4 protein-coding genes are annotated in these 4,637 nt (G+C 69.3%); 2 read left to right on the forward strand and 2 right to left on the reverse strand.

The features are described from left to right. Positions 1 to 48 precede the first annotated feature (48 nt). The gene (locus V7E05_RS13645; RefSeq protein ID WP_333620183.1) at positions 49 to 756 is read right to left on the reverse strand and encodes a GntR family transcriptional regulator; all 708 of its coding nucleotides are present in this window, start codon (positions 754 to 756) and stop codon (positions 49 to 51) included. Between the two features lie 127 nt (positions 757 to 883). Between V7E05_RS13645 and lysS the strand changes: the two genes are divergently transcribed. Both lysS and V7E05_RS13655 read left to right on the forward strand, forming a co-directional pair. Then, positions 884 to 2,503 (forward strand): lysine--tRNA ligase, encoded by a 1,620-nt coding sequence (lysS, locus tag V7E05_RS13650; RefSeq protein ID WP_333620184.1) that lies wholly within the window; start codon positions 884 to 886, stop codon positions 2,501 to 2,503. Positions 2,504 to 2,611: 108 nt separating this feature from the next. Beyond that, positions 2,612 to 3,079 (forward strand): DUF4334 domain-containing protein, encoded by a 468-nt coding sequence (locus V7E05_RS13655; protein WP_333620185.1) that lies wholly within the window; start codon positions 2,612 to 2,614, stop codon positions 3,077 to 3,079. Between the two features lie 42 nt (positions 3,080 to 3,121). Here the strand turns inward: V7E05_RS13655 and V7E05_RS13660 are convergent. Beyond that, positions 3,122 to 4,637, reverse strand: a 1,516-nt coding sequence (locus tag V7E05_RS13660; protein ID WP_333620186.1) for an ATP-dependent helicase C-terminal domain-containing protein, incomplete at its 5' end; no start/stop codon positions are given.

Below are 4,637 nucleotides of genomic sequence, written 5' to 3' on the forward strand. Positions count from 1 at the left end.
CCCATGATTTCACAAACCCAACCGTAAAACTACTTCACACGCGCGACACTAGCTCGCCGCAGACGCCGCCTCGGCCACGTCGCCGTCCTCGTCCCAGATCCCGGCCGCGTCTAGGTAGTCGACGAGGCGGGCACAGGCGAGGTCGAACTGCTCGACGATCGCGGAGAGTCCCTTCTCGATATCGCGCTCGTGGGCCGCCTCGGCGAGTCGGTTGTTGACCTCAACTTGCCCCGTCCGCCACTCGGGATCTGTAGCGAAGCGGCGGTAGGGGATATACCGAGATGCCCCGACCAGCCTGCGGACGAGTTTCCCCGAGTGCGAGCCGATATTGATCGAGCGGAAAAGCTGGTGCTGTGCCTCGACGATCGCGTCGACGTCCTCTCGGGCAGCAGCGGAAGCGAAGTCCGCGACCAAGGACTGCAATTCTTCCTCAGACGCCGCCGTGAGGTTTGCGAAGGAACGGCGGAGGATCTCTTGGGCGAGCATGCTCTGCACCCAGAACATGTCGTCGATGTCCCCACGGCTCAGCGGAGAGACGCTGTAGCCTCGCCGGGGCACGAGATCGACGAGGCCCTCGCTGCGCAGCGTGAGAAGCGCCTCGCGTACCGGCGTGACACTCACTCCCAGATTGGACGCCGTCTCGTCGAGGCGGATGAAGTCCCCGGGGCGGAGCTCGCCGGCCATGATCCTGTTCCCGACCAGGTCGGCGACCTCTTCGGAGAGCTGCGGCCTGCGGGATACGCGGTCGGTGGTCATCGGGACTCCTGTCCGGCGCTGCGGGGGAAGCGCGAAGGGGAAATTGCTAATCAAATATACGATACTCCCCGGCCGCGCCGAACCGGCAAGTCGTGTCGCACCGCCCGGGGCACTATCCTGGTTTTCCGTGAGCTCCCAGAACCCCTCAAGCGATTCCCTCGGCACCGACGGCGCGGCGGACGACGCGCCGGAACAGCTCCGCATCCGCCGCGAGAAGCGCGCGAGGCTGCTCAACGGAGATGCCGTGAACGGCGCATATCCGGTCGCGGTCCCGCGGACCGTCTCCCTCCGCGAGGTCATCGAGGACCCGCGCTACACCGCGCTCGCCGACGGCGAGGAGACCGAGGACGTCGTCTCTGTCGCAGGCCGCGTGCTCTTCGTCCGCAACACGGGCAAGTTGGCCTTCGTCCGGCTGCAGGATGGCGTGTCGGCGGATGGTGGGCTGGATGACGGCGATGTGGCGCCCCAGCTCCAGGCCATGCTGTCCCTGGCGAATGTCGGGCAGGAGGCGCTCGACTCTTGGAAGTCGGACGTGGACCTCGGGGATTTCGTGTCCGTGACGGGGCGGGTCGTGCGCTCGAAGCGCGGCGAGCTCTCGGTGATGGCGGATTCGTGGCAGCTCGCTTCGAAGTCGCTTAGGCCGCTTCCCGTGGCGCACAAGGACCTCAGCGAGGACACGCGAGTCCGCCAGCGGTACAACGATCTCGTCATGCGCCCCGCCGCGCGCCGCAACGCCCTCGTGCGCATCCGGGTGATCCGTGCGCTGCGGCACGCCCTCGAGCGCCGCGGTTTCCTCGAGGTCGAGACCCCGATGCTGCAGACGCTTCACGGTGGCGCCGCGGCGCGTCCTTTCGTCACCCACTCGAATGCGCTCGACATCGACCTCTACCTGCGCATCGCTCCGGAGCTCTACCTCAAGCGCTGCGTGGTCGGCGGGCTCGAGCGGGTCTTCGAGATCAACCGCAACTTCCGTAACGAGGGCGTCGATTCCTCGCACTCGCCCGAGTTCGCGATGCTCGAGTGGTACATGTCCTACGGCGATTACGACACCTCGGCGACGCTGATCCGCGAGATCATCCAGGAAATCGCCATCGAGGTCTTCGGCTCTACTTCCGTCGAGCTCGTCGACGGGTCGACCTACGACTTCGGCGGGCAGTGGCGGGAGATGCAGATGTATCCCTCGCTCAATGAGGCGCTCCGCCGCAAGCATCCGGAGCTCGCCCCGGGGGACGGGACGGACGCCGTCACGGTCGATTCGGGCGTGGACGAGCTCGAGCAGCTCGCCTCCCAGGTGGGCCTCGACGTGCCCAAGGGCAAGGGCTGGCTGCACGGCAAGCTCGTCGAGGAGCTGTGGGAGCACCTGTGCGGCGATCAGCTCGACGGCCCGGTGTTCGTGCGCGACTTCCCGGTGGAGACCGCGCCGCTCACCCGCGACCACCGCAGCGAGCGCGGGGTCACGGAGAAGTGGGACCTCTACGTCCGCGGCTTCGAGCTCGCGACTGCGTACTCGGAGCTCGTAGATCCAGTCGTGCAGCGGCAGCGCTTCGAGGATCAAGCGCGCCTTGCGGCGGCCGGCGACGACGAGGCGATGGTCCTCGACGAGGACTTCCTCGCCGCGATCGAGCAGGGCATGCCGCCCACCACGGGCCTCGGCATGGGCATCGACCGCCTTCTCATGGCGTTCACCGGGCTCGGTATCCGGGAAACGATGCTCTTCCCGATGGTCAAGCCGAACCCGCAGGGCTAGCGGCCGGTACTGCGTGCCGAGGCCCCGGCGGGGCTCGGCGCGGAGCCTGGGTCGGCGAACCTCGCGAATCAAAATATATTTGATTCGATCCCTGGCTAGTATTGCTGCATGGGCAACCGCGAGCGCTTCGAAGAATTGAGAAAAGCAGACCCCGCGCAGGTGGACGAGCTGGATTCGCTGTGGGCGGAGCTGGACGTCGCCTCCGTCGAGGAAATGATCGGTCACTGGTCGGGTGGGGATTTCGCCACGGGCCACCCGGCATCAAAGCTCCTCGACGCCATCGGCTGGCACGGCAAATGGATGGATTCCCGGAGCGACGTGACTCCGATCGTCGTGCGTGGCCAGGGCGGCGCACTCGAGGCGAACTCGAAGGCCGCGGGCGGTGGTGAGGCGAGCCTGTGGTCGATCGAGTTCCGCGGCGAGTACACCGCGACCATGGTGTACGACGCGATGCCGGTCTTCGATCACTTCAAGAAGGTCGACGCGGACACGGTCGTCGGCGTCATGAACGGCAAGCTCGAGGCCGCGTTCGGCTCTGGCGAGCTCTACTACTTCTGGCTCGAGCGCGAGAAGTAGCGAGGCGGCCTCGCGTAGCGAGCCTCGTGCCCGCCCGGCGGCCTACTTCCGCCCGCGCTTTGCCTCGCCCCCGAGAGCCCGTTTTGTCCGCGCCGTCGCCGGCGCGTTCCACGGATCCTGCGGCCACGGGTGCTTCGCGTACCTCCCGCGCATCTCCGCCCGGACCGACGGGTAGGCGTTGTCCCAGAAGAAGGACAAGTCGCGGCTGACGGCGAGTGGCCGCCCCGCCGGGGACAACAGCTCCACCGTGACCGCTACCCGACCGTCGGCGATGGTCGGGGACTCGGCGAGACCGAAGAACTCCTGGAGCTTGGCCGAGACGACCGGCGCGGCGGCTGCATTCGTCGTCGAGTCCGCGGGATCGCCGGCATCGGCGGCGCCGGGAGCGTCCGCGTCCACCGGGGACGGCAGATCGGTGGACGGGTAGCGCAATCGGTGCGAGTTCCCCGAGGGCAGCTCGATGCGCTCGGGGACGAGCTCGTCGATGCGCCCGGCCTCGGGCCAGGGGACGAGCCCTCGAAACGGGACCGCAGCATCGACGCGGCCGGGATCGGTGCCCTCTGCGAGCGCGGTGACGATCGGCGAGAGCCCCTCCTCGACGGCGCCGGCGAGCGAACGGGCATCCATCGCCGGCCACGGATCGCCGAAGGCGGCGCGGGCGCACGCGAGCCTGCGCCGCAATAGCCCCGCCGTGGATTCGGGGCCTGCGATCGCGTCGAACCAGTCCGCGCCGGCCGCATCGCACCCGCGCTCGGAGCGGCCGCGTATCCATTCGAGCACCGCCGCGCGTCCGGCCTCGGGGGAGGGGCGTGCCGGGGTCGAGGAGAGCTCGATGGTGCCGAGGCTCCGCACCGAGCGGGCGCGCAGGCGGGAGCCGTCGAAGCTCGCGGAGAGCTCTTCTGCCAGCAGGGGCGCCCCGGCCCACAGTGCCTCGGCTTCGTTGAGCGGAGACGCCAGGCGCGCGACGATCCGCTCGCCCACGCGGGAGGCCTCGGCCACGGCGATCCAATCGGACTCGGCGACCCCGGAACCCGGCGGGACGAAAACCTGCGAGCCGGAGGCGAGCTTGAACACCGCCGAGCGCCCTGACTCCCCGGGCGCGGACACGCGACGCGCGATGCGATCGGCGAAGCACAGCGCGGTGACGAGCCCCGCCACGTTTTCGGACGCGCGCGGAGTGGCGGCGAAAGGTGCTGCACCCGGGCCTCCGTCGCCCGTGGCGCCTCCATCGGAGAGCTCCGCGAACTCCGTGCCGAGCGATTCGGCGAGGCTCTCGAGCCGCTCTGCCTCGCGCCGCCAGCGCGCGGTCTGTGGGTGGCGCCCGGAGCGCAGTTCGGCGAGCGCTGCTGGCAGGGAGGCATCGCCTCGGCGCGGCGGGTCGAGGAGGGCCGCGGCGACGCCGGCGACGGATGGCGCCGTGGAGTCGGCCGGCGAAAGCGCCGCCGTCCCGGCGAGCAGGCCGCGGGCGATCCGCGGATCCGCCGGCACCCGGGCGAGGAGCCGGCCGAGGGAGGTGGCATGTCCGCCGTCATCGATAGCGGAGAGCGCGGCGAGCGAG

Origin of the sequence: Dietzia sp. (assembly GCF_036741115.1) — a bacterium.
Taxonomy (GTDB): Bacteria; Actinomycetota; Actinomycetes; order Mycobacteriales; family Mycobacteriaceae; genus Dietzia.